General features: G+C 58.8%; 28 protein-coding genes. 18 read left to right on the forward strand and 10 right to left on the reverse strand.

Going from position 1 to position 26,590, the window contains the following annotated elements:
* Positions 1 to 33: 33 nt before the first annotated feature.
* The gene (locus tag ACIOWE_RS07885; RefSeq protein ID WP_103306765.1) at positions 34 to 459 is read right to left on the reverse strand and encodes an N-acetyltransferase; all 426 of its coding nucleotides are present in this window, start codon (positions 457 to 459) and stop codon (positions 34 to 36) included.
* A 149-nt stretch (positions 460 to 608) separates the two neighbouring features.
* Here ACIOWE_RS07885 and ACIOWE_RS07890 point away from each other — a divergent pair, with 149 nt between their 5' ends.
* From ACIOWE_RS07890 to ACIOWE_RS07905, 4 genes are all read left to right on the forward strand, one after another.
* Positions 609 to 1,046, forward strand: a complete 438-nt coding sequence (locus tag ACIOWE_RS07890; RefSeq protein WP_201237695.1) for a hemerythrin domain-containing protein — start codon at positions 609 to 611, stop codon at positions 1,044 to 1,046.
* A gap of 222 nt (positions 1,047 to 1,268) precedes the next feature.
* Entirely contained in the window at positions 1,269 to 1,904 is a 636-nt protein-coding gene (locus tag ACIOWE_RS07895; RefSeq protein WP_401389481.1) for a lytic polysaccharide monooxygenase auxiliary activity family 9 protein, read from the forward strand.
* A 43-nt stretch (positions 1,905 to 1,947) separates the two neighbouring features.
* Positions 1,948 to 3,006 (forward strand): chitinase, encoded by a 1,059-nt coding sequence (locus ACIOWE_RS07900; protein ID WP_401389484.1) that lies wholly within the window; start codon positions 1,948 to 1,950, stop codon positions 3,004 to 3,006.
* 95 nt (positions 3,007 to 3,101) lie between these two features.
* The gene (locus tag ACIOWE_RS07905; protein ID WP_401389487.1) at positions 3,102 to 3,689 is read left to right on the forward strand and encodes an NUDIX domain-containing protein; all 588 of its coding nucleotides are present in this window, start codon (positions 3,102 to 3,104) and stop codon (positions 3,687 to 3,689) included.
* A gap of 128 nt (positions 3,690 to 3,817) precedes the next feature.
* On the opposite strand, the gene ACIOWE_RS07910 is transcribed toward ACIOWE_RS07905, so the two are convergent.
* Complete coding sequence (locus tag ACIOWE_RS07910) at positions 3,818 to 4,333, reverse strand: methylated-DNA--[protein]-cysteine S-methyltransferase (RefSeq protein WP_401389766.1); 516 nt, start codon at positions 4,331 to 4,333, stop codon at positions 3,818 to 3,820.
* 151 nt (positions 4,334 to 4,484) lie between these two features.
* Between ACIOWE_RS07910 and ggt the strand changes: the two genes are divergently transcribed.
* From ggt to ACIOWE_RS07925, 3 genes are all read left to right on the forward strand, one after another.
* Positions 4,485 to 6,212, forward strand: coding sequence for a gamma-glutamyltransferase (gene ggt, locus ACIOWE_RS07915; protein WP_401389490.1), 1,728 nt, complete (start codon positions 4,485 to 4,487; stop codon positions 6,210 to 6,212).
* 67 nt (positions 6,213 to 6,279) lie between these two features.
* Positions 6,280 to 6,813: a cysteine hydrolase family protein gene (locus ACIOWE_RS07920; protein WP_401389492.1), complete on the forward strand. Its 534-nt coding sequence runs from the start codon at positions 6,280 to 6,282 to the stop codon at positions 6,811 to 6,813.
* Positions 6,814 to 6,935: 122 nt separating this feature from the next.
* Positions 6,936 to 7,946, forward strand: coding sequence for a lysozyme inhibitor LprI family protein (locus ACIOWE_RS07925; RefSeq protein ID WP_401389495.1), 1,011 nt, complete (start codon positions 6,936 to 6,938; stop codon positions 7,944 to 7,946).
* 8 nt (positions 7,947 to 7,954) lie between these two features.
* Here ACIOWE_RS07925 and ACIOWE_RS07930 read toward each other — a convergent pair whose 3' ends face one another.
* On the reverse strand, positions 7,955 to 8,599 hold the full coding sequence (locus ACIOWE_RS07930) for a TetR/AcrR family transcriptional regulator (protein ID WP_401389497.1): 645 nt from the start codon (positions 8,597 to 8,599) through the stop codon (positions 7,955 to 7,957).
* Between the two features lie 142 nt (positions 8,600 to 8,741).
* On the opposite strand from ACIOWE_RS07930, the gene ACIOWE_RS07935 reads away from it, so the two are divergent.
* Both ACIOWE_RS07935 and ACIOWE_RS07940 read left to right on the forward strand, forming a co-directional pair.
* Entirely contained in the window at positions 8,742 to 9,200 is a 459-nt protein-coding gene (locus ACIOWE_RS07935) for a GNAT family N-acetyltransferase (protein ID WP_401389500.1), read from the forward strand.
* Between the two features lie 117 nt (positions 9,201 to 9,317).
* Positions 9,318 to 9,953, forward strand: coding sequence for a hypothetical protein (locus ACIOWE_RS07940; protein WP_201237704.1), 636 nt, complete (start codon positions 9,318 to 9,320; stop codon positions 9,951 to 9,953).
* Positions 9,954 to 9,993: 40 nt separating this feature from the next.
* Here the strand turns inward: ACIOWE_RS07940 and ACIOWE_RS07945 are convergent, their stop codons facing one another.
* On the reverse strand, positions 9,994 to 10,539 hold the full coding sequence (locus ACIOWE_RS07945) for a hypothetical protein (protein WP_401389505.1): 546 nt from the start codon (positions 10,537 to 10,539) through the stop codon (positions 9,994 to 9,996).
* A gap of 113 nt (positions 10,540 to 10,652) precedes the next feature.
* Positions 10,653 to 10,949: a hypothetical protein gene (locus tag ACIOWE_RS07950; RefSeq protein ID WP_401389508.1), complete on the reverse strand. Its 297-nt coding sequence runs from the start codon at positions 10,947 to 10,949 to the stop codon at positions 10,653 to 10,655.
* 156 nt (positions 10,950 to 11,105) lie between these two features.
* Between ACIOWE_RS07950 and ACIOWE_RS07955 the strand changes: the two genes are divergently transcribed.
* Entirely contained in the window at positions 11,106 to 12,551 is a 1,446-nt protein-coding gene (locus tag ACIOWE_RS07955; RefSeq protein WP_401389511.1) for a SulP family inorganic anion transporter, read from the forward strand.
* Between the two features lie 120 nt (positions 12,552 to 12,671).
* Here ACIOWE_RS07955 and ACIOWE_RS07960 read toward each other — a convergent pair whose 3' ends face one another.
* Complete coding sequence (locus ACIOWE_RS07960; RefSeq protein WP_401389514.1) at positions 12,672 to 13,184, reverse strand: carboxymuconolactone decarboxylase family protein; 513 nt, start codon at positions 13,182 to 13,184, stop codon at positions 12,672 to 12,674.
* 129 nt (positions 13,185 to 13,313) lie between these two features.
* On the opposite strand from ACIOWE_RS07960, the gene ACIOWE_RS07965 reads away from it, so the two are divergent.
* Entirely contained in the window at positions 13,314 to 14,129 is an 816-nt protein-coding gene (locus tag ACIOWE_RS07965; protein ID WP_401389517.1) for a cupin domain-containing protein, read from the forward strand.
* Between the two features lie 3 nt (positions 14,130 to 14,132).
* Here the strand turns inward: ACIOWE_RS07965 and ACIOWE_RS07970 are convergent, their stop codons facing one another.
* Positions 14,133 to 15,026, reverse strand: coding sequence for a DMT family transporter (locus ACIOWE_RS07970; RefSeq protein ID WP_401389520.1), 894 nt, complete (start codon positions 15,024 to 15,026; stop codon positions 14,133 to 14,135).
* Positions 15,027 to 15,116: 90 nt separating this feature from the next.
* Here ACIOWE_RS07970 and ACIOWE_RS07975 point away from each other — a divergent pair, with 90 nt between their 5' ends.
* The 3 genes from ACIOWE_RS07975 to ACIOWE_RS07985 all read left to right on the forward strand — a co-directional run bounded on the left by ACIOWE_RS07975 (position 15,117) and on the right by ACIOWE_RS07985 (position 18,646).
* A complete protein-coding gene (locus ACIOWE_RS07975; RefSeq protein WP_401389523.1) occupies positions 15,117 to 16,448 on the forward strand; it encodes a PLP-dependent aminotransferase family protein in 1,332 nt (443 codons plus the stop codon).
* Positions 16,449 to 16,535: 87 nt separating this feature from the next.
* Positions 16,536 to 16,925, forward strand: coding sequence for a c-type cytochrome (locus ACIOWE_RS07980; RefSeq protein WP_401389526.1), 390 nt, complete (start codon positions 16,536 to 16,538; stop codon positions 16,923 to 16,925).
* 200 nt (positions 16,926 to 17,125) lie between these two features.
* Positions 17,126 to 18,646, forward strand: a complete 1,521-nt coding sequence (locus ACIOWE_RS07985) for an ATP-dependent nuclease (RefSeq protein ID WP_401389529.1) — start codon at positions 17,126 to 17,128, stop codon at positions 18,644 to 18,646.
* A 38-nt stretch (positions 18,647 to 18,684) separates the two neighbouring features.
* On the opposite strand, the gene ACIOWE_RS07990 is transcribed toward ACIOWE_RS07985, so the two are convergent.
* Entirely contained in the window at positions 18,685 to 19,572 is an 888-nt protein-coding gene (locus ACIOWE_RS07990) for a LysR substrate-binding domain-containing protein (RefSeq protein WP_401389532.1), read from the reverse strand.
* A gap of 160 nt (positions 19,573 to 19,732) precedes the next feature.
* Between ACIOWE_RS07990 and ACIOWE_RS07995 the strand changes: the two genes are divergently transcribed.
* The 3 genes from ACIOWE_RS07995 to ACIOWE_RS08005 all read left to right on the forward strand — a co-directional run bounded on the left by ACIOWE_RS07995 (position 19,733) and on the right by ACIOWE_RS08005 (position 22,628).
* Positions 19,733 to 21,034 carry an NAD(P)/FAD-dependent oxidoreductase gene (locus tag ACIOWE_RS07995; protein ID WP_401389535.1) on the forward strand — a complete coding sequence of 434 codons (1,302 nt, stop codon included), beginning with the start codon at positions 19,733 to 19,735 and terminating at the stop codon, positions 21,032 to 21,034.
* A 52-nt stretch (positions 21,035 to 21,086) separates the two neighbouring features.
* Positions 21,087 to 22,175, forward strand: a complete 1,089-nt coding sequence (locus ACIOWE_RS08000) for a polyamine ABC transporter substrate-binding protein (protein ID WP_401389538.1) — start codon at positions 21,087 to 21,089, stop codon at positions 22,173 to 22,175.
* 204 nt (positions 22,176 to 22,379) lie between these two features.
* A complete protein-coding gene (locus ACIOWE_RS08005) occupies positions 22,380 to 22,628 on the forward strand; it encodes a hypothetical protein (RefSeq protein ID WP_401389769.1) in 249 nt (82 codons plus the stop codon).
* On the opposite strand, the gene ACIOWE_RS08010 is transcribed toward ACIOWE_RS08005, so the two are convergent.
* Positions 22,629 to 24,272 (reverse strand): diguanylate cyclase, encoded by a 1,644-nt coding sequence (locus ACIOWE_RS08010; RefSeq protein ID WP_401389541.1) that lies wholly within the window; start codon positions 24,270 to 24,272, stop codon positions 22,629 to 22,631. It abuts the gene before it with no gap.
* A 177-nt stretch (positions 24,273 to 24,449) separates the two neighbouring features.
* The gene (locus ACIOWE_RS08015; protein WP_401389544.1) at positions 24,450 to 25,019 is read right to left on the reverse strand and encodes a chorismate mutase; all 570 of its coding nucleotides are present in this window, start codon (positions 25,017 to 25,019) and stop codon (positions 24,450 to 24,452) included.
* Between the two features lie 160 nt (positions 25,020 to 25,179).
* Here ACIOWE_RS08015 and ACIOWE_RS08020 point away from each other — a divergent pair, with 160 nt between their 5' ends.
* Positions 25,180 to 26,538 carry an MATE family efflux transporter gene (locus tag ACIOWE_RS08020; RefSeq protein WP_401389547.1) on the forward strand — a complete coding sequence of 453 codons (1,359 nt, stop codon included), beginning with the start codon at positions 25,180 to 25,182 and terminating at the stop codon, positions 26,536 to 26,538.
* Positions 26,539 to 26,590 lie beyond the last annotated feature (52 nt).

The raw sequence follows: 26,590 nt of genomic DNA on the forward strand, positions 1-26,590 counted from the left end.
GGGAGCGAGCCTGCTCGCGAAGGGCCTATCAATTCAATCCATCAAGCGCTTCTGGAAAAAATGCCGCTTGTGCCCCGGCGGATAATCGACGATTTCACCAAACTGGCTGAACCCCAGCTTCTGGTAAAACCCCGGCGCCTGAAAGTCGAAGGTGTCCAGCCACATGCCCAGGCAATTTTTCTCTCTGGCCAACGCTTCGGCCATGGCCATCAGTTCCGAGCCAATGCCCCGTCCCCGGCCCTGTTCGGGCACTGACAGCAACTCAATGAACATCCACTGAAAAATCACACGGCCATACAAACCGCCAAGGATTGTGTCGTGGTCATCGCGCACCATGAGGGCGAACGGTTCTGACTTTGAGCCGCCCGTTTTGGCATCGTTATACGCAATCAGGGGCAGGAGAATGGCTTGGCGTTGTTCGTCGGTGGGGTTGTTCGACAACTCGATACGCAAGTTCATGCATGACTTCCTTGTGGTGAGAACCCGCAGCCTATCCTGTGCAGGGGATGTCTTCCAAGCCCCGCTGCAACCCGGTGGAACCGCCGCGCTCGCGCTGCGGTCTAGCTTTCTACAGCGTCATTCCAGAACGCGGTTGATGAGGACACCCCATGAACATTTTCGAAGCCCTTCGCGAAAGCCACGACCGCCAGCGCACCTACGCCAAAGCACTGATCAAGACCAGTGGTGACACCCCGGAACGGGTCGAGGCCTACAAGCAGCTCAAGGCTGAGTTGCAAGCCCACGAAACCGCCGAGGAACGCCACTTCTATATCCCGCTGATGGAGTTCGACAACGGTGTCGATCTCAGCCGCCACGCCATTTCCGAGCACCATGAAATGGACGAGATGATGGAGGAACTGGACGAGACCGAGATGTCGAGTCCGGCGTGGCTCGCCACGGCGAAAAAGCTCTCGGACAAGGTCCATCATCACCTCGAGGAAGAAGAGCAGAAGTTCTTCCAGATGGCTGGAAAGCTGCTTGACGAAAAACAGAAAGTGCAACTTGCCGGGCAGTATGAAAAAGAGTTTCAGGCACAACTGCCCTGAGTGGCCAATGCAGGATTTCGTAACTTCGACGTGTACGCTTTTGGCTACGCGTCGAGTACGAAACGACGCAATAAGCTGTATATATATCCAGTGTTTTCGGTGTTTTACCAATTGTGACCTAGCTGGGTGCGACAAAACCGCCGATGGACAAAAAATCCCCCTCCGTTAGCTTGAAGGCCTCTCCTCGGAAAGGAGAGTTCTTAAATCAACGGAGTGAAAAACATGAATCAACCACAAGCACAAACCCAACTGCGACACGGTCGCGTCACCTCTCCGGCGAGCCGCGGCGCGGTCGCTATCGAGCAAGGATTGCTCGGTGCCTGGCAGGTCAATGAAATGGAAGGCGGGAAGAATTTCCCGGCCCTGACCGCCGGGCCTTTCCCGGCGCCGTATCAAACCGACAGTGACAGCGTCACGCCACCAGCCGATGGGTTCATCCTCAGTGGCGGCAAGACCGACGCCCGTGACTGCGTGAACTTCACCGCGGAAGAAATGAGCAAGAAGCTCAATCGTCCGTTCAACTGGCCATTGCTCAGCGTCACCCCGGGGCAGACTCTTGAAATCCACTGGGAATACACCGCTGCGCATACCACCCGTGGCTACCGCTGGCTGATCACCAAGGATGGCTGGGACCCGAAACAACGCATCACTCGCGCACAACTGGAAGCGCAACCATTCTTCGAGGACTTCTACACTCAGGTGCCGTACTACAGCCATTCGGCGGAGATGAAGGCCAAAGTCGACCACGCGGTGAAACTTCCGGCGAACAAGAAAGGTCATCACGTCATCGTGCTGATGTGGATCGTTGCCAATACTGGTAACGCCTTCTATCAGGCCTTCGACGTCGACTTCAAATAACGGCGCAGCGTCGTCCAATCCACACGTTCTGAAGGATTAGAACATGTCAAAAATCGACTTCACTTTATTGCAGAATGCGGCGACCGATGCGGCTTCGCTGATGCCGAGCATCGCCGGCAAAAAGATCCTCATGGGCTTCTGGCACAACTGGCCGGCGGGACCGAGCGACGGTTATCGGCAGGGCCGGTTTGCCAGCATCGCCCTGGAGGATGTGCCCAAGGAATACAACGTGGTCGCGGTGGCCTTCATGAAGGGCAGCGGCATTCCGACCTTCAAGCCGTTCAACGTGTCAGACGCCGAGTTTCGCCGCCAGGTCGGCGTGCTCAACAGTCAGGGGCGGGCGGTGCTGATTTCCCTGGGTGGCGCTGACGCACACATCGAACTGCGCGCCGGTCAAGAGCAACCACTGGCCAATGAAATCATCCGTCTTGTGGAAACCTACGGCTTCGATGGTCTGGACATCGATCTTGAACAGAGCGCGATTGATTTCGCTGCCAACAAGACCGTGCTCCCGGCTGCGCTGAAACTGGTCAAGGATCACTACGCCGGCCAGGGCAAGCACTTCATCATCAGCATGGCCCCGGAGTTTCCCTACCTGACCACCAGCGGCAAGTACGTCGGTTATTTGCAGGCGCTGGAAGGCTACTACGACTTCATCGCTCCGCAGTTCTACAACCAGGGCGGTGACGGGGTCTGGGTGCCTGAGGCCAATAACGGCGCGGGTGCGTGGATCGCGCAGAACAACGATGCGCTGAAAGAGGATTTCCTCTATTACCTGACCGAAAGTCTGGTGACCGGCACTCGCGGGTTCACCAAGATCGCGGCGGACAAGTTTGTCATCGGCCTGCCCGCCAACGTCGATGCCGCCGCCACCGGTTATGTGATCGACAAGACCGTCGTCGGCAATGTGCTCAAGCGCCTGGCGATCAAAGGGCACCCGATCAAAGGCCTGATGACCTGGTCGGTGAACTGGGACAACGGAGTCAGCAAGGATCGTGTGCCGTACAACTGGGAGTTCAGTCGGCGTTATGGCCCGCTGATCACAGGTGTGCAGGCAAGCACGCCAGCAGCGGATGAAACGCTGTCGCACATGGCCCGTTGATCGCCAATAAAAAGCCCGGTAGCGCTGCCGGGCTTTTTTTGTGGTTTCGATTGATCGACTATGGGCGCTTTCTGATGACAAAAGGATCAGGCGTCATGTCCAACACAGCCGAGCGGGTCAACATCATCGACACCGAGGTGTTGTCCCACGACTGGTATCTGTTGAAGAAAGTCACCTTTGACTACCACCGCAATAACGGCGAGTGGCAACGTCAGACCCGTGAAGTGTATGACCGAGGCAATGGCGCGGCGATTCTGCTGTTCAACCGTGAGAAGCGTTCAGTGGTGCTGACCCGTCAGTTCCGCCTGCCGGTATTCGTCAATGGCCATGACGGCTTGTTGATCGAAGTGGCGGCAGGGTTGCTGGAAGGTGCGGCGCCGGAGCAGCGTATTCGTGACGATGCCGAAGAGGAAACCGGTTATCGCGTGCACGATGTGAAAAAAGTCTTCGAGGCTTACATGAGTCCCGGTTCGGTCACCGAGAAACTGCACTTCTTCATTGCCGAGTACGACTCGGCGTCAAAGGTCGGCAACGGTGGCGGTCTGGAAGAAGAGACCGAAGAACTGGAAGTGCTGGAGTGGAGTTTTGACGACGCACTGGCGGCGTTCCAGCGCGGTGAGATCTGCGACGCCAAGACCATCATGCTGCTGCAATACGCGGCGATGAATAACCTGTTTACCTGAATCGCATTTGTGGCGAGGGAGCTTGCTCCCGCTGGGCTGCGCAGCGGCCCAATATTTTGCCAGCGCTACGCACTGGAGCGGGAGCAAGCTCCCTCGCCACAAATACTCTTTCGCTTCGAACGCAGAGGCTAAAACAGATCCCCCGTTCTACCCACCTCCGACCACTGGCTACCCTCCAGCCTCAACAACCGCTCCTTGGCCTCAAGTCCCCCGGCAAACCCGGTCAATTTCCCCGACGCACCGATCACTCGATGACAAGGCGCGACAATCGAAATAGGGTTCCGTCCGTTCGCTGCTCCCACTGCGCGCACTGCACTCGGATTGCCGATCTGCTCGGCTATCTGGCTGTACGTGCGGGTTTCCCCGAACGGAATGGTCAGCAAGGCGGCCCAGACCTTTTTCTGGAAATCAGTGCCGGCAAAATCCAGCTCCAGATCGAAGCAATTGCGCGTCCCGGCAAAATATTCTTGCAGTTGCCGCGCAGTTTGGATCAAGACCGGATTGTCCGGTGCCTCACTCATCGGCCCCAGACGCACGCGATTCGGTTTGTCGTTTTCCCAGAGGATGGCTGCCAGTCGTGAACCGTTCGCGACCAGCTTCAGCTCGCCGACCGGCGAGGGCAGGGTGATGAACGTGTAGGGCATCGGGGAGAACTCCGGATCGGCACGGTAACGGCGCCCAGCATACTGCCTGATCGGGGAGGCGCAAACCGCAAAGCCGACCATACTGCTTGTTGCTCTTGAAGCGTTCCCCTCTGTTTTGCACAGACCCTAAAAACAAAAAAGAGATCGACTCATGAAGTACGAACCTTTGGCCAAATCGCTGATAGCGACCTCACTGGCACTCAGCTGTCTCATGGCTCACGCCGCCTCGGTGGCGCCGGTCGCGGCGGAAAACGGCATGGTGGTCACCGCGCAACATCTGGCCACGCATGTCGGCGTCGATGTGTTGAAAAGCGGCGGTAACGCCGTCGATGCGGCAGTCGCGGTGGGTTATGCGCTGGCGGTGGTGTATCCCGCAGCGGGCAACCTGGGTGGCGGCGGATTCATGACCATTCAACTGGCGGACGGCCGCAAGACCTTCCTCGACTTCCGTGAAAAAGCCCCGCTGGCCGCGACGGCCAACATGTACCTGGACAAGGACGGCAACGTCATCCCGGATCTGAGCACCCGTGGCCACCTGGCGGTCGGTGTGCCGGGCACTGTCTCCGGCATGGAGATGGCGCTGAGCAAATACGGCACCAAACAGCGCAAGGAGATTATCGCCCCGGCGATCAAACTGGCTGAAGACGGTTTCGAATTGCAGCAGGGTGATGTCGAGCTGCTGGCATACGCCACTGATGTGTTCAAAAAGGACATTCGCGATTCCGGTTCGATCTTCCTGAGCAATGGCGAGCCGATGCAGGTCGGGCAGAAACTGGTGCAGAAAGACCTCGCGAAAACCCTGCGCACTATCTCTGAGAAAGGCGCCGACGGTTTCTATAAAGGCTGGGTGGCGGACGCTATTGTCACCTCCAGTCAGGCCAACAAAGGCATCATCACCCAGGCCGACCTCGACAAATACAAGACCCGCGAACTGGCCCCGGTGGAATGCGATTACCGCGGCTACCACGTGGTCTCGGCGCCACCGCCAAGCTCGGGCGGGGTGGTGATCTGCCAGATCATGAACATTCTCGAAGGCTATCCGATGAAGGATCTGGGCTTCCATTCAGCCCAGGGCATGCACTATCAGATCGAAGCGATGCGCCACGCCTATGTCGATCGCAACAGCTACCTCGGCGATCCGGACTTCGTGAAGAACCCGATCGAGCATCTGCTCGACAAGAACTACGCGACCAAACTGCGCAATGCCATCCAGCCGCAAAAGGCCGGGGTGTCTGCCGAACTGAAGCCCGGTGTCGCCCCGCATGAAGGCAGCAACACTACGCACTATTCGATCGTCGACAAGTGGGGCAACGCCGTGTCGGTCACCTACACCCTCAACGACTGGTTCGGTGCCGGCGTGATGGCGAGCAAGACCGGGGTGATCCTCAACGACGAAATGGATGACTTCACTTCGAAAGTCGGCGTGCCGAACATGTACGGGCTGGTACAAGGTGAAGCCAATGCCATTGCTCCGGGCAAGGCGCCGCTGTCATCGATGAGTCCGACCATCGTCACCAAGGACGGCAAAGTGGTCATGGTGGTCGGCACGCCGGGCGGTAGCCGCATCATCACCGCCACCTTGCTGACCATGCTCAATGTCATCGACTACGGCATGGGCTTGCAGGAAGCGGTCGATGCGCCGCGCTTCCACCAACAATGGATGCCGGAAGAAACCAACCTCGAAGACTTCGCCGCCAGTCCCGACACGAAGAAAATCCTCGAGAGCTGGGGTCACAAGTTCGCCGGGCCGCAGGATGCCAACCACATTGCCGCGATCCTGGTGGGCGCGCCGTCGCTGGGGGGGAAACCGGTCGGCAAAAACCGCTTCTACGGCGCCAACGATCCACGGCGCAACACCGGGTTGTCACTGGGTTACTGAGAGGCGTAAAAAAAGGGGCGGACGCCAGTCCGTCCCTGTCTCAAAGAATGATCAAGGAAGGCTCATCATGACCACCGCATTACTGATCATCGACGTCCAGCGCGCCCTGTGCTCGGGCGAATACCAGTGCCACGATATTCACCGTGTGATCGACACCATCAACGACCTCAGCAACCGCGCCCGCAAAGCCGGGGTTCCAGTGGTGCTGATTCAGCATGAGGAAAAGGACAGCCCGCTGGCCCATGGTGCCGAAGGCTGGCAACTGGCCGAAGGGCTTGAGACATCCCCGCAAGATCTGCGCGTGCGCAAAACCACCCCGGATTCGTTCTATCAAACCGAGCTGGGCAAATTACTGCCGACCGAAGATTTCGAGCGATTGGTGATCTGCGGCCTGCAAACCGACTATTGCGTCAACGCCACCGTGCGCCAGGCCCATCAACTGGGCTACGACGTGGTACTCGCCGCAGACGCCCATTCCACCCTCGACAACGGCAACATGAGCGCCGAAGACATCATCGCCGAACACAACAAGGATCTGGCGCACCTGACCGGCTCGGTGGCGCGGATCGATGTCAAACCTGCCTCGGACATTGCGTTCTAACTCCGATGTCCTGTGGGCTCCCACAGGGAAATGCGGAGGCTGGCTGGAACCTGGGTGTCCAGCGAGGATTTCCGTCAGCGGCACTGGCATACTGCGCGCCGCCTGAAGAATGGAATCTGTCGATGTTCGCTTTCACCCTCCGTCACGCCTTGGCGCTGACCACCCTCGCGTTTGCCTGCGTCAGCCATGCCAGCAGTTTCGATTGCGCCAGCGCCTCGAGCAAAACCGAAAAAACCATTTGCGCCGATCCGTATCTGTCGCAACTCGATGAGCAACTGGCCGAGCGCTGGCGCTCGACCCTGGCCAAGGTCCCCGACCCAAAGGCGCTCAAGATTGATCAACGGCAGTGGCTGAAAAGCCGCAACGCCTGTGGCGCGCTGACTGCCTGTTTGCGTCGTCAGTACCTGATGCGTCTGGCCGAACTGGAACACGCGACTCAGCCATTCAGTTGGGACGCGACCTGGCAACTCATTCCGCCGGGAACATCAACGGCAGCCACCCTGACAACCCGACGTCAGGATGCCACGCACATCGCCTTCGACATCACGGCGGGAGAGGGTGCCAACTCCGGGGATCTGGAGGGAGTCGCCACCCTTGATGGCGATGAAGCCCGTTACACAGAAGGCGAATGCAGTCTGAGTTTTACGCCGATCAACGGTGTGCTGGACATCTCGCAAGTCACTGCCGGTGGCTATTGCAGCGCCGGAATGGGCGTGTATTACACCGGACGCTTCGTCGCCTCAGCGCAGCCGTTGGCGCTGGATTACGACATGCTCAGCCTTGGTCTGGCGCGAACCCCAGAAGAAAACCAGGCGCTGCACACGCTGCTCAAGGACGATTATCAGAGGGTGGTGGAGTTATCCGGCTCCTTGATGACCGGTGAGCCTTCAACCGATGTGCCGGACAGTCAGGTCGCGGAAATGTTTATGCGTGGGCTGGGCGGCACCGGCATTGTCATGCGTTCAACCGGTGCGCGCTTCTGGGTGCTGGTACAGACTTACGATACAGGCCACGCGCGCTTGCGTTACTACACCAACGCGGCGCAATGGAAAACCCGTCTACCCGAAGCCCTGCAAGCCTGGAATGAACGCAAGAAGAGCTACCAGGATCTCCCCGTTGACTTCATGCCCTGACGGCACACTCAAGTCGCAAACAAAACCCCACGAATCTCCCCAACACGCGGCGCTACCACCACGCCCTCCAGCACCATTCGCGTAATCGTCTCCGCCGCTGTCTGATAGTCCTCATCCAGCGGCACCTCGCGCTCCATGATCCGGCCCATCTGCCAGCCGATATTGGTGTAGGTGCGGGTTGCCGACCAGATGAACAGCATCAGATGTTCAGGGTCGACCGGTGCCAGCAAGCCGCGGTCGATCCAGCTGCGCAGGCACTCGACGTTGCGTCGTGCTTCGGCGTGCAACAGATCGCGGCATTCATCCGGCAACTGCCGCCCACCGAGCAGCAATTCACCGCTGAACACCTTGGCAATCGCCGGGTGTTCGCGGGCGATACGAATACGTGCGGCGACATAAGAGCGCAAGCCAATCAGTGGATCATCGCTTTCACGCAGCACCGCTGAAGCTTCCAGCAGCGGCTCGACAAAACCCAACAGCACTTTGCCGTAAAGGTTTTCCTTGGACTGGAAGTAGTAATACAGATTGGCCTTGGGCACCCCGGCACGGGCCGCGATGTCGCGGGTCTGGGTGGCGTCGAAGCCCTTGGCGGCGAATTCTTCACTGGCCGCGGCAAGGATCAACTGTTCGTTGCGGACTCGGATAGCGCTCATGGACACACGAAAGTAAAAGACGGCATGGACAGATTCTGGCGATTTCGGTTTCGCAATATACAAAACTATATAGCGGTTAAGCCAGTACACTTGACGGACAGCGCTATGCTGATTCGATCATTTATGCAGGCGAGGAGGGGATATGACTATTCGGGCACTGCGGGCGAACATGACCCATCTGGACGCGGTGGCGTTGCTGTTCGACGCCTACCGAGGGTTCTATGAACAACCATCGAACCTTGAGCAATCGCGCGCGTTTATCGCCGAGCGCATGGCGGGCAACGAATCCGCGATTTTTCTCGCTGAGGATGAACGCGGTGAAGCGCTGGGTTTTGTGCAGTTGTACCCGACGTTTTCGTCCATCGACGCCCACCGCACCTGGTTGCTGAGCGATCTGTTCACCGCCCCGGCCGCCCGTGGTCGTGGCGTCGGCAGGCTGTTGATGAACACCGCTCGCGATTTCGCCGTTGAGACGGGCGCCAAAGGTCTGGTGCTGGAAACAGCGACCGACAACTTCACCGCGCAAGGTTTGTACGAGTCGCTGGGGTATGTGCGAGACACGGGTTACTACACTTACTTGCTCGATTTGCGCCAAGGCTGAGTCGACATTTTTGTTTTTTCTCTTTCCCCAAGCGCCGGCACTCTCTAGAATCCGCCCGGCTTCCGAAATGGAGGCTCATTGCCATCATGCGGTGTGATTCATATAGGGACGAACATCATGCAATTCGGGAAAATTCTGGCGCTGGGGCTGGTACTTGCGCTGGGCGGTTGTGCCAGCTTCACCAAAGACGAAGTGGCGCCGGTGACAATGCCGTCGATGGCCAGTTACGCCAACAAGCCTAACGTCTATGTCGATTTCGATTTCTATCAGGGCGAGCCGAAAAGCGCTTCGGCCGTAGAGGTGCCGCAGGCACGTGACCAGCTCAAGCCGGAGCTGCAAAAGATTCTGACTGATTCCGGTCTGTTCGGTCGTGTCACGCTGGACGAGTTCCAGAAGCAACCGGGCGACTACAGCCTGCGTCTGAAGATGTACAACCATCCGCCGAATGCCGGTTCGATGGTGCTGGGTTTCATCAGTGGTTTCAGCCTGGGGGTGATCCCGGCGTACGGCACCGACCAATACACCATGAGTCTGGAAGCCGTGGACGGAACAGGTCAGGCCCTGACCACCGCGAGCAACCACGATGCGATCGGCACCTGGGTCGGCATCTGGTTCATTCCGCTGATGGGCAATACCCCGAAGGCGGCGGTCAACGACACCTTCGCCCGTCAGGTCAACGCGCTGCTCAAGCAAATGATCGACAACAAGAACCTCAAGTACTCAGCGCTCGACACCCGTATTCCACGGGCGTGACGCGAAAAAAAGAGCCGCAATCGCGGCTCTTTTTTTACCCTTATTTCAGGGCCTGGATGAACTGCGGATCGCTGTACAGATCCTTCAGCAAATCACGCAACATCGGGTTGTAAGCGTTGACCGCGTTCGGGATCGCAATGAAACCGAAGAAGCTGCTGCTCCACTGGCTACTGACATCCTTGGTCGCGTCGTACACCACATCATTGCCATTGAGCAGGGTGAAACGTGCAGCAAGCTTGCCGTTACCTGTGCCCATGCCAGCGGTCATTTCATTCTTCACCACGAGCACTTTCAACTGGCGCTGAGCTTGCGGATCGAGCAGACCGGCCTTGCGCAGTTCTTCGGTGATCGCGTCCTGAATGTGCGCCGGGATGCTGCCGGACGGTGAGCGGATCGGGTTGGCGCGGACCATCAGCGAGCCTTCACCGGTTTCGGCGGTGACTTGAGGATTGCTGATCGCGTGCAGCGGCGGGGTCTGCTTGAGCTTCTGGACGTTTTCGTAACTCGGCTCGTAGCGAGTCATGGTCATGCCACAGCCTTGCAGCAAAAACGCCAGCATCGGGATCAACAACAGAGACTTCTTCACGGCAGTTCCTTGCGTGGGAATGTAGGGGGCGCGAATTATGGGCAGAGTGCCATCATCGAGCAACCGTGTTTACTCACTCGCAGGAAACATTTTTTCGATGGGCGATATCAGCCTCACTCCGCCAGTAACTTCTCTATTTGCGCCAGTTCCCAAGTGCTGAGCAAACTCACCGGATCGGTGCCGTAACGCTGCCAGGTTTCCAGCGCACCTTCGCGGCCATCGCCATCACAAGCAAATTCACAGTGATGCAATCGTTGACCTTCAAAATCCAGCACCAGGTACCAGCCTTCGATATCGATCGCAATGAGTCCGGCCTCGGCAGGCGCCTCGGACACCTTCAACGCAAGCACACCGAGTGCGGCCTCACGCAGTCGTTGGCAAACCTCGCGGGCGCTCAGAAAAGACGACATGTTCAGACTCGATAGATAGGGAGCGCGTCAGCATAAAGCGCATGTCGACAGGTGTCAGCGATCACTGGCCCGATCCCGGACAATTCCGTAACATCCGCCACCCGCTTTTTGTGAACATCGCAGGCCGTGCTCATCGGCCGCTCAATCAGGTAAGCCATGAAACCGATCCGTCTGCGCGCCGATGTCCTGGCCGGACTCACCACCTCGTTTGCCCTGTTGCCCGAATGCATTGCGTTTGCGCTGGTGGCGCACCTCAATCCACTGATGGGCCTGTATGGCGCCTTCATCATTTGTACGCTGACCGCGCTGTTTGGTGGTCGGCCGGGGATGGTCTCCGGCGCGGCGGGTTCAATGGCGGTGGTGATCGTGGCGCTGGTGGTGCAACACGGTGTGCAGTATCTGCTGGCGACCGTGCTGCTGGGCGGGCTGATCATGATGGCCTTCGGGCTATTGCGGTTGGGCAAACTGGTGCGCATGGTGCCGCACCCGGTGATGCTCGGCTTCGTCAACGGCCTGGCAATCATCATTGCGCTGGCGCAACTGGAACATTTCAAAAGTGGTGAACAGTGGCTCAGCGGTACGCCGCTGTACCTGATGACCGGGCTGGTGGTGCTGACCATGGCCATCGTCTACATCCTGCCGCGCCTGACCCGTGCGGTGCCGCCAGCGCTGGTGGCCATTCTCGGTGTGGGCCTGCTGGTTTATCTGTTCGGGTTGCCGACTCGCACCCTCGGCGACATGGCGCACATCGCCGGCGGCTTGCCGACCCTGGCATTGCCCGAGATTCCGTGGACCCTGCAAACCCTGAGCATCATCGCTCCGTACGCCATCCTGATGGCGCTGGTCGGCCTGCTGGAAACCCTGCTGACGCTGAACCTCACCGACGAAATCACCGAAACCCGTGGCTACCCGGATCGCGAGTGTGTAGCGCTGGGCGCGGCGAACATGGTCTCGGGCGCATTCGGCGGCATGGGCGGCTGCGCAATGATCGGCCAGACTGTGATCAACCTCAGTTCCGGCGGACGCGGGCGTTTGTCCGGCGTGGTGGCGGGCGTGCTGATTCTGTTGTTCATCCTGTTTCTGTCGCCGCTGATCGAGCGCATTCCGCTGGCGGCGCTGGTCGGCGTGATGTTCGTGGTGTCGCAGCAGACGTTCGCCTGGGCCTCGCTGCGGGTGGTGAACAAGGTGCCGCTCAACGATGTGCTGGTGATCATCGCCGTGACCACCATCACGGTGTTCACCGATCTGGCCACGGCGGTGCTGTGCGGCATCATCATCGCCGCGCTGAATTTCGCCTGGCAGCAGGCGCGTGAACTGTATGCCGATGAGCATCTGGAGGCCGATGGCAGCAAGCACTATCGCCTGCACGGCACGTTGTTCTTCGCCTCGACCACGCCGTTCCTCAACCAGTTCGACCCGGCCAATGATCCGGCGAGGGTGACGCTGGATTGCCGGCATTTGAGCTTCGTCGACTACTCGGCAATCGCTGCGCTGAAAACCCTGCGCGAACGCTACGCCAAGGCCGGCAAGGATTTGCAGGTGTTTCATCTGTCGGAACGCTGCAAGAAACTGCTTAAACGCGCGGGCGTCGATCACGACTGATCACTGTGCCCCCCGTGTAGGAGCTGCCGAAGGCTGCGATCTGTTGATCTTGAAATCCTCAAGATCAACAGATCGCAGCCTCGTTTCACTCGACAGCTCCTACAAAGGAAGGGGGCAGTCTCAGATCGCCGGGAAGTCGATTTCGGTCAGCGCCGTGTTGTTCAGGTAGTTGGTCAGGGTCTGCACCGCCACCAGCGCAATCACTTCAATGATTTTGCTGTCGTCGATCCCGGCGGCGCGGGCGGCGGCGATTTGCTCGTCGCTCAAGTGGCCGCGAGTTTGCGTCAGTTGATAGGCGAGGGCGGCGTAAGCGTTGAGTTCGCCTTGACGCGCCGCGACGATGTCCTGCGCTGACAGCCCGGATTTACCGGCAAACAAGGTGTGCGCCGCCAGGCAATAATCGCAACCGTTGACCTGCGATGTGGCGAGGTACACCGCTTCTTTTTCCTTGGCGCTCAGCGAAGATTTACCGAGGAGCGCCGAGGCTTGAACGTAGGTATCAAGGGCCACCGGGGCCTTGGCCAAAGTGGCGAACAGGTTCGGCAGAAAACCGATTTTCTTCTTCACGCCTTCCAGTACCGTGCGGGTGGCGTCGGTGGCGGTGTCGAGGCTGATAGCGTTGATGCGGCTCATGATGACTCTCCGAAATCCGGTGCGAAGTGCGCCGGCGATGGAGCTCATGTTATTGAGCGTGGCTGGTGCTTTGGCGGCATATCGTCGAGGATATGCGACAGATCGTCCAGAACTGCCCCGGGAGTCACCATGGATCGCCTGTCTACACTGCTCAGTCATTTCGGCGTCAATGCCGGCACCTTCCACAGCGGCGAGTTCTGCGGTATCAGCGTGCATGAGGGCGAGCCGAGTGGGCATGTGCACCTGTTGCAGGCGGGTGAGCTGCTGCTCAAACCCGGAAATGAACGCGAGATTCGCCTGACCGAGCCTTCGCTGATTTTCTTCCCCCGACCGTTTGCCCACCGAATGTCGGCCGACGAGGCCATGGACACGAAACTGGTGTGCGCGTCGCTGACATTCGACGGCGGCTCAGGCAATGCCTTGGCGGCGGCGTTGCCGGATTATCTGGTGCTCAAACTGACCGACATTCCAGAGTTGAGTAGTACGCTGGAATGGCTGTTCAAGGAAGCGTTCGAGGGTCATTGCGGGCGTATGGCGGTGATGGATCGTTTGTTCGAATTGCTGGTGATTCTGTTGTTGCGGCACCTCATCAGCAGCCGTGATCAGCAACCGGGGATGATGGCCGGGCTGGCCGATCCGCGCTTGTCCCGGGCCTTGAACCTGATTCACGAGCAACCGGCGAAACCCTGGAGCGTGGCGGATCTGGCCAGCGCCGCCAACCTCTCGCGCGCCGGGTTTGCCGAGCAGTTTCGCCGCGTCGTCGGCCAGACGCCGGCCGATTACCTGCTGAGCTGGCGGGTCAGCCTGGCGCAGAAACGCCTGCGCGAAGGCAAGCCGATTGCGTTGATTGCCGATGAAGTCGGTTATGAAAGTTCCTCGGCGCTGGCCCGGGCCTTTCGGCGCAAAACCGGGCTCAGTCCTCGGGAGTGGAAGGCAGGACTCTAACGCTTATCGGGCAAATTTCTTCGCCCCGGCCACGCACAGAATCACGCCCAATGTCACTGCAAGCATGCCGACGCTGACGTGTTCATGCAGCAGTGTCGCGGCCAATGCCAAGCCGAAAAACGGTTGCAGCAACTGCAACTGGCCGACCGCCGCGATTCCGCCTTGGGCCAGACCGCGATACCAGAACACAAAGCCGATCAACATGCTGAACAGTGACACGTAAGCCAGACACAGCCACGCCGACAGGCTGATTTGTCTGAAGGAGGCGGGCGCCAGCCACAGACTCGACAGCGCCATGACCGGTAACGACAACACCAGCGCCCAGCAAATCACCTGCCAGCCACCGAGGGTTCGTGACAGCTTTGCGCCTTCGGCGTAACCGAGGCCGCAGGCCAGAATCGCCGCGAGCATCAGCAGGTCGCCTGTGGGTGAGGCGGTCAGGCCCTGAGCCAGTGCGTAACCCACCACCAAAGAACTGCCAAGCAACGAGAATATCCAGAACACCGGGCGCGGACGTTCGCCACCGCGCAGCACGCCGAAAATCGCCGTTGCCAGAGGCAGTAATCCGACAAAGACAATCGAATGTGCCGACGTCACGTGTTGCAGCGCCAATGCGGTCAGCAGCGGGAAACCCAGCACCACGCCCAGCGCGACGATCAACAGCGACAGCCACTGGCTGCGTGCCGGGCGCCGTTCGCGAAACAGCCACAGCAGCATCACCGCCAGCACCCCGGCGATGGCGGCGCGGACAACGGTGAGAAACACCGGGTCGAATTCCAGCACCGCCAGACGTGTGGCCGGTAGCGAGCCGCTGAAGATCACCACGCCAATAAAGCCATTGATCCAGCCGCTGGTTTTTTCCAGGGCCGGGGTGCTCAGGTTTGAAGTCCGTTCCATACACAGTCGCGCTCAAGGTGGGGTTGCTTTTGAGTCATGCTGGGGCCGAGAATCGAGACAATCAAATAATTGTCATGGATACATCCCGAGATGCCGCGCTCCCGCTACAAGACCCTTGTTGACACTTTCGCGGCGGACATCCGTTCGGGGCGTCTGGTCCCCGGCACGCGCTTGCCGACCCATCGGCAACTGGCCGTCAGCGAAGGGCTGGCGCTGGTCACGGCTTCGCGGGTCTACGCCGAACTGGAGGCCATGGGCCTGGTCAGCGGCGAAACCGGGCGCGGCACCTTTGTCCGGGAAACCTCGCTGTCGCCGGGGCAGGGCATCGATCAGAAGGACGTGGCGGTCGGCATGATCGACCTCAACTTCAACTACCCGTCATTGCCGGGGCAGGCCGATCTGCTGCGCACGGCGTTGCGGCAATTGGCGTTGTCCGGCGACCTGGAGTCGCTGCTGCGTTATCAGCCCCACGCCGGTCGCCAGCACGAGCGAGCTTCGGTCGCACGACATCTGCTGTCGCGTGGCGTGAGTGTCGAGGCCGAGCAAGTGCTGATCGTCAACGGTGCTCAGCAAGGGCTGGCGGTGACGCTGATGGCATTGCTCAAACCGGGTGATGTGATTGCGGCGGATGCGCTGACTTATTCCGGGTTCAAGGTTCTGGCCGAGGCGCTGCACCTGGAAGTGGTGGCGATTCCATTCAACGATCAGGGGCCTGACCTGGCGTCGCTGGAAAAGCTCTGCCGCCGCCGCTCGGTGCGTGCCGTTTACAGCATGCCGACCCTGCACAATCCACTGGGCTGGGTGATGTCGATCGAGCAGCGGGAGCAACTGGTGTCGATCGCCCGCCGGCATGATCTGACCCTCATCGAAGATGCGGCCTACGCGTTTCTCGTGGAAAACCCACCGCGGACATTGATCGACCTTGCGCCGGAGCGCACGGTGTATGTTTCGGGTCTTTCGAAGAATATCGCCACCGGCCTGCGCGTCGGCTTCATCGCCGCGCCCCCACCGATGGTGCCGGCACTGGAACGCATCATTCGCGCGACCACCTGGAACACACCGGGGGTGATGACGGCGATGGCGTGCGGCTGGCTCGATGACGGCACAGTCATCCTGCTTGAAGAGCAAAAACGCAACGACGCCAAGGCTCGTCAAGCGTTGGCCGCCGAGCTGCTCAAGGGGCTGGACTGCATCGGACACCCGTCCTCCTACTTCGTATGGCTGCCACTGCCGGAAGATGTGCGCGCCGATCAGATCGTCGTGGAATTGATGCAAGAACAGATTTCAGTGACCACCGCCGAACCCTTTTCAGTGGCGCCGCACGTCCCGCATGCGATTCGCCTGGCGCTGGGCTCGGTGGACATGGCGGTGTTGCGTCAGGCCTTGATCACCGTCAGAAAAGTCATCGCCGCTTACCTGTAAAACCCGACCCTGTGGCGAGGGAGCAAGCTCCCTCGCCACAAAGTGTTAGCCTTGCCCCAATTGCAATACACCGCTCTGGATCGTCAGATGAAAACAAACGCTTCACTGTCCCTCGCCTTGATCTTCACCGCTGGCCTGCTCAGCACAGCCGCCCATGCAGCGGGTGACCCCGAAGCCGGCGCGAAAATCTTCCCGCGCCTGTGCGGCGGTTGCCATCAAGTCGGCGAGTCCGCCCGTCCTGGATTCGGCCCACAACTCAACGGCATCATCGGCCGACCCGCCGGGACCTCGGCGAACTACGTGTATTCCGATGCGATGAAAAACTCCGGTGTGACATGGGATCGCGAAAAGCTGCGGGCTTATCTGAAAGATCCCAAAGGTGTGGTCCCCGGCACCCGAATGATTTTCTGGGGCCTGAGTGATGAGGAAAAGCTCGATAATCTGTTGGCTTACTTGCAGGGTTTTCAAGCGCAGTAGGGCGCGATTCTCGCCGCCATATGTTCTGGAGACCGCTGAGATAGACGGTCGGGAGTCTGCTAGAGTCCATGTTTTTTGAATAAGACAGGCGCTACACGGTCATGCATGTTCGAAGCCTTCGATTTTCCTCCATACGCCAATTGAACGTCCGGCCCAAGCCGCCCAAAGGGAATTCCGGTACACAACAACACATTGATGTCATGGAACGCATCGACCTGACTGATATCAATGTCTTCATAGGCAGTAACGGTGCGGGTAAATCTACAGTCATCGACATGGTCAGGGCGCTGGCCTGTCCTCAACTATTGCCCAACCTTTATACCGAGAATGCTTTTTCAGGCGTTTTTTCTGGATTCTCCGTTTCTTTTGACAAGATCGATTACTCATACAAGTTTGAGCCCGTCGCCCCGGACTATGACTCTGTGATGTGCCAGATGCTGAGTCGAACAGATCGTAAAGCAGACTCCACGCAAGTAAAAAAAGAAAAAATCCCCCGTGTTCTCGCCGCCGGCCAGAGCATTCAAACGCCTCCGGCAGAGGGCGTCGTTGTCAGGTATCTGCACGGTGGTGGCACGCTCCCTGTCGATGCCGATGCAATGCTGTTGTTGAATGATCTGGGGCCAATGTTGACCGGTGCGGTCGACTGGAATACCTACAAGGGCAGATTGCCCCCACCAAAGAACGGCGGCGCGCTGCAAAAGAAGGATGCGCAAACCCTTCAGGTGTTCCTGGCTGACAGCGCTGCTGATGAGTTACCACTTTCGCCACACAGCCTGCCCGTGGAGTCTTTTCCGTCGGGTTGGAAGGCTTACGCGGCGGTAATGAAATGGCTCAACGATATTCCGCGAGGAGGGATCGCCTTGCTGGAAGAACCCGAATCACATCTGCATCCCCATTTTCAGCGCTTGCTGTTTGCATCGATCGCTGAGCGGGTCAAGACAGAGCATTTGCAACTGTTGATGACCACCCATTCTTCTGCGCTGATCAACGCAGCGGCTGAATTGAATGGCAAACCCGCAGTAAAAATATTCCAGATGCATGATGGTCAGGTACTGTCGGCTGACATTGGCCAAGTGCTCGATCAACTGGGCTATCGCGCCTCGGATCTGCTTCAGGCCAACAGTGTGATCTGGGTGGAAGGGCCGTCCGATCGTATTTACCTCAATTGGTGGATTCGCCATAAACGCCAGGATTTCATCGAGGGAGTTCATTACTCGATAATGTTTTATGGCGGGCGTTTGTTCAGTCACCTATCCGCTGAAACGGAGCCGCTGGCTGACCTGATCAAGTTGAAAAAACTCAACCGCCACTCCGCCATCATGTTTGACAGCGATAAAGAAGCCCCCCACGTCAAGCTCAACCGCACCAAGGAGCGACTAAAAAAGGAGTTTTCCGGAACGGCCGCAAATCCGGGTTTTGCCTGGGTGACTGAAGGTCGTGAAATTGAAAACTATCTGGACGAAACTCAATTCAAAAAAAGCCTGAAGGCACAGCACAAAAATGTGCACAAGTTTTCCGCCACAGGTATTTGGGAGAACTGGCTTAAATATGAAGTTGCGCAACCGGCGCCCAATGCAAAATCGAAGGTTCTCGGGCGCAGTGGAAATAAAGTTGCCGTGGCGAGCCGATATATCAAGAAGTGGAAGGTGGACTTCACGATATTGGATCTCGACAGTCAGGTAACCCGGTTGTGTGAATTTATCGACCGGGCGAATCGTTGAAGTAACGTTTCATACCGATTGCCAAGAGGCGGTGCAACTCACGCCGCCTCTACCTGGACATGGCTCGCGAACCATTGCAGGACTTTTGTGCAGGCAGGATGCCCAGCCGCCGAAGACAGCAGGCACATTGCGTAAACTCCGCCGGTCTTCAATGGCTCACCAAACGGCACCACCAACACGCCACGCTCGATCGACTCCGCCGCGAGCGTCATATCCGTCACCGCCACACCCAATCCCCGCGCCGCCGCATCCAGTGCCAATTCATCCAGGTTAAACGGAATGTGCCGGTAATCTTCCAGTGGTTTTCCGCCATTTGCTCCCAGCCATTCGATCCAGGCTTGCCGGTCTGCCGAACGATGCAGCAAGGCAAAGCGCAACAGTTCGTCTACCGAGCGTGGCGCGTTTGTCAGGTTGGGTGAACACACCGGCACCAGCATTTCCTCGAACAGTGTCAGGCAATCCGCATCACTCGATGGCTGCGGCAGATAGAGAATGTACGCATCACTGTCGTTGCCTGGCTCGACGACCTCAGTGGCGACGGTTTCGATCGCCAGCGAAATCTCTGGATGACTCAGATAGAACTCGCTGAGTTTCGGCAGTAGCCAACGCACCGCCAGCGATACGTGCATGCGTATGCGAAACGGACGCTTCTGCGGGGCGAGGCGTTCTTCGAGGGTTTTCAGTTGTTCAAGGATGCTGCGGGCGCTGGCCAGCACCTGTTCGCCCTCCGGAGTCAGACGCAGGTTACGGCTGGTCCTGATGAACAGCGCGACGTTGAAGTGGCTTTCCAGTTGCTGGATCTGCCGGCTCACAGCGCTTTGGGTCAGGCACAACGTTTGCGCAGCGCTGGTGAAACTGCCGCATCGGGCAACTTCGACCAAGGCTTGCATGGCTTGCAGAGAGGGTACGTGGCGAATGTTATCCATGCGTTTTCAGAATGGCTCGATGATTTTATAGCGTTGGTCGGTCAAGCAAAGACCTAATAGATTCTAGTTCTGGCGGTGATCTTCTCAAGCTGGCCATGCGATTCACGCATGTCATCGATTCAGAAGCAAGCCGCAGAACGACAGTCGAAAGAGGTGGTGCATGGAAAACGTATGTGGCTGGATCGCGCAGGCCGGAAGTTCACCGGAACGCGGTCGCCTGAGTGGCGTGCAAAAAGCCGACTGGCTGGTAATTGGCGGCGGGATCACCGGTCTCAGCGCCGCGCACACCCTGGCCGAAATGCACCCTCAGGCGCGCATCGTGGTGGTTGATCGGCAACGGGCAGCACAAGGTGCTTCGGCGCGTAACTCGGGTTTTGTCGTGGCTCACGAACATCCGGCGCACAACGAGCTGATCGGCGCTCAGGGCTTTGCCGGGTTTGAAGTCGACACAATGATTTCCCGTGCCGCCAGCGAAGAAGTACGCCAGCGCATCGCTCGCCATGCCATCGACTGCGACTTTCGTGACAGCGGCTATTACTTCGCGGTCAGCGACCGGGCCAAGCTCGATCATGTCGACGCCAAACTGGCGACGTTGCGCGCCCTCGGTGCCCGTGCAGAGTTTGTGCAAGGCGCGGCACTTGCGCACAAACTCGGTACCCGCCATTACGAAGCGGCAATCTGGTGCGGCCATGGCAACGCGTTGCTGCAACCGGCCCGATACGTGAAAGGTTTGCTCAACGCATTGCCGGGCAACATCACCGTTTACGAAAACACTGACATCACCGGTATCGAGCGCTTGAGCCAGGGACGGCTGCGAGCCAATGCGGTGGATGGCAGCATCGAAACCAAGCAGATTCTGGTGTGCCTGAACGCGTTCATTCCGCGGGTCGGAATCGCCGACAGCGCCACGTTCCCGATGGAACTCAGCGCCAGCCTCACACGCCCGCTCAGCGATCAGGAGTTTCAGGCCATCGGCGCAGTGGAACCTTGGGGCGTGCTGTCGACCCGACCTCTCGGCGCCACGGTGCGGCTGACCCCGGATCGTCGGGTGATGATTCGCAACACCGCCGAATACCGCACGCGAGACCTGTCCAGCAGTGAACTGGCGATACGCCGGCAACACCATGTTCGTGGCTTGCAGCGGCGTTTTCCGTTTCTCGGCGAGCAAGACATTCAATACACCTGGACCGGCCATTTGAGCGCAAGCCGCAGCGGCCAGGCGTTTTTCGACCGGGTCGAGGAGGGCGTGTTTGCCGTGGCCGGCTGCAATGGTTCGGGCGTGGCGCGCGGGACTTTGTGGGGGCGGTTGCTGGCGGAACTGGCTTCTGGTGCTGACTCGCCGCTGCTGCAAGCGGTGATGCAACGGGCCGAGCCCGGTTGGCTGCCACCGCGACCGTTCTTTGACATCGGTGCCATGCTTCGCATGCGCGTGGAGGCGGTCAGGGCCAGAACAGAGATCTGAAAATCCCGCAAATCGTACAAGAACAAAAGCCACTCAAAACAGGTGATAGAACATGCGCATCCAGCCACTTTCCCTGGCGGTCGTACTCGCTGCGAGTTCGGCGACCGCTCACGCCGATGAAACGGTCAACATTTCCAACTGGAACAGTTACATCGCGCCAGACACTCTGGCCAACTTCACCCAGACCACGGGTATCAAGACCACTTACGACATCCACGACAGTAACGAAGTGCTGGAGTCAAAGTTGATGACCGGCAATACCGGTTACGACGTCGTCAGCCCTTCGAACCACTTTCTGTCGCGGCTGATCAAGGCCGGGGCGATTCAGAAACTGGACAAGTCGCAACTGCCGAACTGGAAAAACCTCGACCCGCTGTTGATGCAGAAACTTGAAGTCAACGACCCCGGCAACCAGTACGGCTATCCCTACATGTGGGGCACCGCCGGCATCGGTTACAACGTCGAGAAGATCAAGGCGATTTTCGGCAATACCGAAGTCACGCGCTCGTGGAATCTGTTGTTCGATGAGCAGAACATCAAGAAGCTGAGCCAGTGCGGTGTGGCGTTCATTGATAACCCGACCCAGGTATTGCCGATTACCCTCAACTATCTGGGCCTGCCGCCGCACAGTCATGAACCGGCGGACTACAAAAAGGCCGAGCAGGCCTTGTTGAAAATTCGCCCGTATATCCAGTACTTCCACGCTTCGAAATACATCAGTGATCTGGCCAACGGCAATGTCTGCGTGGTGATCGGCTTCAACGGCGATATCGTCCAGGCTGCGGCAAGTGCCAGGGAAGCGAAGAATGGTATCGATATCGCTTACTCGATCCCGGACGAGGGCACGACCTTGTGGTTCGACATGATGGTCATGCCCAAAAGCGCGCCCCATGAAAAGAACGGCTACACCTACATGAACTACCTGCTTGAACCCAAGGTGATCGCCAACATCAGCAACAGTATTCACTACGCCAACCCCAATGCGGCGGCCAATGAGTTTCTGAGTCCCGAGGTAAAAGAGGATGCGGCGATTTATCCACCGAAAAGCGTGATGGAAAAGTTGTTCACCGTAGAAGAGCTGCCGGCGACGATTGCACGGCTGACGACGCGGTTGTGGACCAAACTCAAAACCAACACCTGATCGACACACCCGCAGGCACTGCCGCAGCCTGCGATCTTTTGATGTCTAGTTACTGAAAATCAAAAGATCGCAGTCTGCGGCAGCGCCTACATTGGTGTAACGCGGCATTCTGGGCTATTGATGAAGGCTTGGCACATTGTCGGAATCAAGGAGCACACCGTGAAATTTTTTCTGTTGGCATCGCCTCTGTTGTTCGCTGCCGGAATGGCCCATGCCGCAATTCCGCAATTCAACGCCACATGCCCGGGCAAGATCGAAGTGCACGCCGATAACGGCGGGCCGATCTACATCAACGGCAAGCAGGGCACGTTGAAGAAGTTCAACGAGAACTACTTCGAAACCAAAGGCGCGGGCGTGACCATTTCCCTGAGCATCAATCCCGATGGTTCGCCGGCGGTCTCATACACCGGGAAGAAAAATGTCAACGGCATCTGCGAAGTGAAGGAGGGCTGATCACGCTACCTGATTGCGCCCCGCAGCTTTCGCTTGATAGAGCTGCTGGTCGGCGCGCTTGATCAGCGTCATCTGGTTATTGTCTGCTGGATCCGCCAGGCCGACGCCGATGCTCACCGTGACATTGCCGACGCCAGCGAAGTGGGCGTCGGCAACCGCCGTGCGGATTTTCTCGGCGACCACCTCCGGGGTGTCTGGCTTGGCGATTTCCGGCAGCAGCACGGCGAATTCCTCGCCGCCATAACGAGCGACGAAGTCCGTGGTGCGCAGGCTGGCTTGAATCAATTGCGCCAATTGCTGAAGCACCTCATCGCCCACGGCGTGACCGTGGCTGTCATTGATGTGTTTGAAGTGATCGGCATCGATCAACAGCAAGGCGAACGGCCGCCCTGTGCGTCGGGACAGCAAACTGTATTCGGTAATTTTTTCGTCGAAGCGACGACGGTTGTAAACGCCGGTCAAGGCATCGTGAGTCGCCAGACTGAGCAGTTCGGCGTTTGCTTGCATGAGAGCGGCGGTGCGTTGGGCCACCGTGGCTTCCAGTGAGGCATTGGCCTCCTGCAGCTCGCGTTCCTTGCCGAGCAACGATTGTGTCATCGCATCGATCGACTGGCCGAGCTGGGCGATTTCCCGTACCGGATGGTGTAACGGAAAGTGCGCGCCGGGCTGGTTGTCCTGCACCTGTTTGGCGGAACGCGCCAGTTGCTCGATCGGGCGACTCAGGTACAGCGCCAGGTAATACGCGACGAGGCCGAACACCAACGCAGCGAAGACGCCCAGCAACAGCAGCTTATAAAACAGCAGACGTGCCGGTTGCAGTGCGGTTTCCAGTGGTTGACGTACGGCGATCGACCACGACAGTGCCGTACTCGAAGGTGTTGGCACTGTGACCATGCTGGTCAGATAGCCGTTGCCCACCGACCAGCCCGGCGACGCCGAACCATTCGTGGCAAGTTGCTGGCCCATCAGAGCCTCCGGGTACAGCACTTTGCCGTCGTGATCGATGATCAGCGCTTCTATGTCCGGCGAGGTATTTTTATGCGAAAACGCCGCCGACTCGACGATCCGCGTCACCCAACTCCAGTGCGCATGGGCGCCCAATACACCGATGACCTGACCTTCGGCGTTATGGATCGGTGCGGCGAAATCGATGAAGCGCAGCGGTTCGCCGTTGGGCAACCCCGGCAGCAATTTGGCCAGCAACACCGCTTCGTGCGGATCACCGGTGTATTCGCCGCGCACACCGGCCTGAAACCACGGACGCGCTTGCACCGACTGACCGACCAGCAAACCATTGACCGCCTGATGCACTTTGCCTTCGGCATCGGTCACGCCCATCCACGCATACTCGGCACGCGCCTGCGTGCGCAGTTGCATGGACTTCAGAATCGCCGGGTTGTCCAGATCGCCACGCTCCAGATGCGGCGCCCGGCTGAGCAGATAAACCTCCAGTTGCCGCTCGCGCAACTGCTCTCCCAGCAAAGTCGCCGCCGAACGTGCGGTATTCAGCAACGCATTGCCGCTGGCCTGTTTCATCTGTTCGGTGGCGATATGGCCGACATAGAAACCGACACTCAACAGCGTCAGCAGGGATAAACCGGCAAACCAAAGGGTCAGGTGGCTGCGCAGACTGGCTTTGAGCATGGGCGGGCGAATTCTGTTTTAGAGTTGTGGCCGCATGGTATGCGTAATGGTCGGTGGGTGGCCAGTCGGCTGACACCGCCGGACTTTGTCGGACGTCGCACCGGGGTTTGTAATCCATGCGTGGTAGGCCGGCAGAAAAAAACCGGCTGATCAGGCCGGGCTTTTCCGTAGTCCTTATTAAGGGGTTGTTGGGCGAACACATAACTCGCCCGTGGCCCGCGTCAGGGCCAACTCATGCAGTGGATCACGGCTCAGCTCACTGCGCGCATCGGCCAGCCAGACCGGGCATTCGGGGTCATGTCGATAGGGCGCGAAATCTGAGTATTGCTGCAACAAGCGGCTTTGCAGTTCATCCAGACGCGGACGAATCTGTTTACCCAGATCCGGGCGCGGCGTGTCCGGTGCCGCACCGGCCGCATTCCACTGCGCGAGCAAACCGTATTGCACCAGTTTATTGGCCTCCATTTGAGCTGCGATCAACTGCGCGACATCCTCCGGGTCGAGCTTGTGTTCGCTGGCAAGCTTTCGGGCGTTGGCGATGACTTGCGCCTCACGCGGGCTGTCCTGAATCGGCTTGCCGCTGTCCCATTTGGTCAACGCGACGAGATCGCCGATGTTCAGGCGTTCGTTCAGTGTCATCAATAGCGGCTTCAGGGATTGAGGTGGCGCGGGGGGCGTGGCGGCCTGGACGCAAGTGGCTGACAGGATGAAGAGGGTACAGGTCAGCAGGTTTGGAAAGTGGGGCATGAACCGAGCCTCGATGGAAGATTTCTGGAAGGCGGGGTGTTTATCACAACCCGGAAAGGCAACCGAGCATAAACAACCTGAAATGTTAATTGCACCTCGCACCCAACTCACCGAAGCTATCCTTCATCAAGCCCCCGCCGTCGAGATGGACCTCAAGTCAATGCAAACCCCCGCCGCCATCAAACCCCTCTGGCAAACCTACCTGCTGTTTCTGGCGCCGATGGTGTTGTCCAATTTCCTGCAATCAATGTCAGGCACAGTCAACAGCATCTACATCGGGCAGATGCTCGGTACGCAAGCGTTGGCGGCGGTATCGGGGATGTTCCCCATCGTGTTTTTCTTTATTGCACTGGTGATCGGCCTCGGCGCGGGCGCGGGCGTGCTGATCGGTCAGGCGTGGGGCGCGCGCGAGCCGCACATGGTCAAAGCGATTGCCGGGGCGACGCTGTTGCTGGGCGTGTTGATCGGTCTGGTGGCGGCGGTGTTGGGCAGTGTGTTTGCGCGGCAGGCGTTGACCGGGTTGGGTACGCCGGCGGATGTGCTTGACGATGCGGTGGCGTATGCCCATGTGATGATGTGGATTTTGCCGTCGTTGCTGGTATTCGTGTTGTTCACGCAGTTGCTGCGCGGGGTCAGTGACACGTTGTCGCCATTGCTGGCGCTGATGGTGTCGACCTGTGTCGGGCTGGCGCTGACACCGGCGTTGATTCGGGGCTGGTTCGGTTTGCCGCAATTGGGGATTCAGAGCGCCGCGTATGCAGGGCTGGCGGGTAACCTGGCGGCGATGGCGTGGCTGGCGTGGCGGCTGATTCGCAAGGGCCATCCGCTGGCGCCGGACCGGGAGTTCTTTGCGGCGCTGCGGCTCGACGGGGCGATTCTTGGCAAGGTCCTGCGCATCGGTCTGCCGACCGGCGTGCAGATGATTGTGTTGTCACTGTCGGAGTTGGTGATTCTGGCGCTGGTCAACCAGCACGGATCGCAAGCGACAGCGGCCTATGGCGCGGTGACGCAGATCGTCAATTACGTGCAGTTCCCGGCGTTGTCGATTGCGATCACCGCGTCGATCCTGGGCGCACAGGCCATTGGCGCCGGGCGACTGGAGCGGATGGGGCCGATTCTGCGCACCGGTCTGTTGATCAATGTGTGCCTGACCGGCGGCCTGATTGTGCTGGGTTATCTGTTGTCGCACTGGTTGCTCGGGTTGTTCCTGACCGACGCTTCGACCCGGGCGATGGCCGAGCATTTGTTGCACATCATGCTGTGGAGCCTGCTGGTGTTCGGTTTCCAGGCGATCATCGGCGGGATCATGCGTGCCAGTGGCACGGTGCTGGTGCCGGTCGCGATTGCGATCATCTGTGTGGTCGGCGTGCAACTGCCGGCGGCGTATTGGCTGGACGGGCAGTTTGGTTTGCAAGGGGTATGGATGGCGTTCCCGGTGGCGTATCTCGGGATGCTGGTGTTGCAGACCTTGTATTACAAACTGGTCTGGCAGCATCAGAAAATCGAACGCCTGGTTTGATTCGTGTGGGGTGGCGTAACGGCGGGTTGTTTGCTTAAGTCAAACGAGTCCC

Source organism: Pseudomonas sp. NPDC087598, from assembly GCF_044743525.1.
Lineage (GTDB): Bacteria > Pseudomonadota > Gammaproteobacteria > Pseudomonadales > Pseudomonadaceae > Aquipseudomonas.

Coding starts and splice junctions, on each gene's coding strand:
- ACIOWE_RS07885 (WP_103306765.1), bottom strand. CDS start 459: ATGAACTTGCGTATCGAGTTGTCGAACAACCCCACCGACGAACAACGC.
- ACIOWE_RS07890 (WP_201237695.1), top strand. CDS start 609: ATGAACATTTTCGAAGCCCTTCGCGAAAGCCACGACCGCCAGCGCACC.
- ACIOWE_RS07895 (WP_401389481.1), top strand. CDS start 1,269: ATGAATCAACCACAAGCACAAACCCAACTGCGACACGGTCGCGTCACC.
- ACIOWE_RS07900 (WP_401389484.1), top strand. CDS start 1,948: ATGTCAAAAATCGACTTCACTTTATTGCAGAATGCGGCGACCGATGCG.
- ACIOWE_RS07905 (WP_401389487.1), top strand. CDS start 3,102: ATGTCCAACACAGCCGAGCGGGTCAACATCATCGACACCGAGGTGTTG.
- ACIOWE_RS07910 (WP_401389766.1), bottom strand. CDS start 4,333: ATGCCCTACACGTTCATCACCCTGCCCTCGCCGGTCGGCGAGCTGAAG.
- ggt (WP_401389490.1), top strand. CDS start 4,485: ATGAAGTACGAACCTTTGGCCAAATCGCTGATAGCGACCTCACTGGCA.
- ACIOWE_RS07920 (WP_401389492.1), top strand. CDS start 6,280: ATGACCACCGCATTACTGATCATCGACGTCCAGCGCGCCCTGTGCTCG.
- ACIOWE_RS07925 (WP_401389495.1), top strand. CDS start 6,936: ATGTTCGCTTTCACCCTCCGTCACGCCTTGGCGCTGACCACCCTCGCG.
- ACIOWE_RS07930 (WP_401389497.1), bottom strand. CDS start 8,599: ATGAGCGCTATCCGAGTCCGCAACGAACAGTTGATCCTTGCCGCGGCC.
- ACIOWE_RS07935 (WP_401389500.1), top strand. CDS start 8,742: ATGACTATTCGGGCACTGCGGGCGAACATGACCCATCTGGACGCGGTG.
- ACIOWE_RS07940 (WP_201237704.1), top strand. CDS start 9,318: ATGCAATTCGGGAAAATTCTGGCGCTGGGGCTGGTACTTGCGCTGGGC.
- ACIOWE_RS07950 (WP_401389508.1), bottom strand. CDS start 10,949: ATGTCGTCTTTTCTGAGCGCCCGCGAGGTTTGCCAACGACTGCGTGAG.
- ACIOWE_RS07955 (WP_401389511.1), top strand. CDS start 11,106: ATGAAACCGATCCGTCTGCGCGCCGATGTCCTGGCCGGACTCACCACC.
- ACIOWE_RS07960 (WP_401389514.1), bottom strand. CDS start 13,184: ATGAGCCGCATCAACGCTATCAGCCTCGACACCGCCACCGACGCCACC.
- ACIOWE_RS07965 (WP_401389517.1), top strand. CDS start 13,314: ATGGATCGCCTGTCTACACTGCTCAGTCATTTCGGCGTCAATGCCGGC.
- ACIOWE_RS07970 (WP_401389520.1), bottom strand. CDS start 15,026: ATGGAACGGACTTCAAACCTGAGCACCCCGGCCCTGGAAAAAACCAGC.
- ACIOWE_RS07975 (WP_401389523.1), top strand. CDS start 15,117: ATGCCGCGCTCCCGCTACAAGACCCTTGTTGACACTTTCGCGGCGGAC.
- ACIOWE_RS07980 (WP_401389526.1), top strand. CDS start 16,536: ATGAAAACAAACGCTTCACTGTCCCTCGCCTTGATCTTCACCGCTGGC.
- ACIOWE_RS07985 (WP_401389529.1), top strand. CDS start 17,126: ATGGAACGCATCGACCTGACTGATATCAATGTCTTCATAGGCAGTAAC.
- ACIOWE_RS07990 (WP_401389532.1), bottom strand. CDS start 19,572: ATGGATAACATTCGCCACGTACCCTCTCTGCAAGCCATGCAAGCCTTG.
- ACIOWE_RS07995 (WP_401389535.1), top strand. CDS start 19,733: ATGGAAAACGTATGTGGCTGGATCGCGCAGGCCGGAAGTTCACCGGAA.
- ACIOWE_RS08000 (WP_401389538.1), top strand. CDS start 21,087: ATGCGCATCCAGCCACTTTCCCTGGCGGTCGTACTCGCTGCGAGTTCG.
- ACIOWE_RS08005 (WP_401389769.1), top strand. CDS start 22,380: ATGGCCCATGCCGCAATTCCGCAATTCAACGCCACATGCCCGGGCAAG.
- ACIOWE_RS08010 (WP_401389541.1), bottom strand. CDS start 24,272: ATGCTCAAAGCCAGTCTGCGCAGCCACCTGACCCTTTGGTTTGCCGGT.
- ACIOWE_RS08015 (WP_401389544.1), bottom strand. CDS start 25,019: ATGCCCCACTTTCCAAACCTGCTGACCTGTACCCTCTTCATCCTGTCA.
- ACIOWE_RS08020 (WP_401389547.1), top strand. CDS start 25,180: ATGCAAACCCCCGCCGCCATCAAACCCCTCTGGCAAACCTACCTGCTG.